Origin of the sequence: Psychromarinibacter sediminicola (genome assembly GCF_029168335.1) — a bacterium.
Taxonomy (GTDB): domain Bacteria; phylum Pseudomonadota; class Alphaproteobacteria; order Rhodobacterales; family Rhodobacteraceae; genus Psychromarinibacter; species Psychromarinibacter sediminicola.
Genome location: NZ_JARGYC010000222.1, coordinates 1 through 692, shown reverse-complemented (window position 1 = coordinate 692; position 692 = coordinate 1). Strand labels below are relative to the sequence as shown.

Sequence of the window (692 nt, the reverse complement as noted above, 5' to 3'; positions counted from 1 at the left end):
GGCGCGGGGTTGTCTATCGGCGTGCAGCCCTTCTGGCCGGCATTCGCTAGCTGAGTGAGAGCCCAGAGCTCACGCCCGCCGACAGTGATGCTGAAGGGGGGGCTGGCCCTGTTCACGATACTGGCGCGCTTGTCGCCCCAGTCGTCCTTGGACTTGATCTTGTCAGTCATGCTCGGTTCCTTCTGTTGTTGCGGAACCGGGCTCGAAGGGGTATCTTTCAATTGCCGTAGAAAGAAATTGCCCTCGCCCGGTCCCTGACTGAGCGGGGGTTTTCCTTTTCAGGCGGCCTCGACGAGGTGGCTCTCCAGCCAGTCATCCAAGTCCGACCTACGGTAGACAATGCAGCCGGCCGCCTTGATGAACCGGGGGCCAAGATGCCGGTTCGGCTCCATACGAAGTTTTGCGAGCTTGGAGTCGGAGACGCCGAGGTATTTTGCGGCGATACCGGGGCGCATGTTATCCGGCCAGATAACTGGAAGAGAAGTCTTCTGCGTCATGTCTGACACGCTCCATCTGTTGATGACGTATCATGACTGTATTCAAAACTTCAGGCATCGAGCAGGCGAGAACGAACGGGAAAAGTCGCCGAAGTGTCGGACTAGAGCGTTTGCCCACCGACATGAATCGATTGGGGATTCCCATTCGGCCGAGGGACTGATTCACTGACCCTGGGGCAGATACTGGGGGCAGCG

The 692-nt window shown here is 58.5% G+C and carries 2 protein-coding genes; both read right to left on the bottom strand.

Features of this window, described 5'->3' with window-relative positions; all coding sequences use genetic code 11:
• The coding region (locus P1J78_RS25530) for a winged helix domain-containing protein (RefSeq protein WP_445260963.1) at positions 1–170 on the bottom strand (170 nt) is incomplete at its 3' end.
• Between the two features lie 108 nt (positions 171–278).
• Positions 279–497 (bottom strand): helix-turn-helix transcriptional regulator, encoded by a 219-nt coding sequence (locus P1J78_RS25090; protein ID WP_275570094.1) that lies wholly within the window; start codon positions 495–497, stop codon positions 279–281.
• Between the last annotated feature and the right edge of the window lie 195 nt (positions 498–692).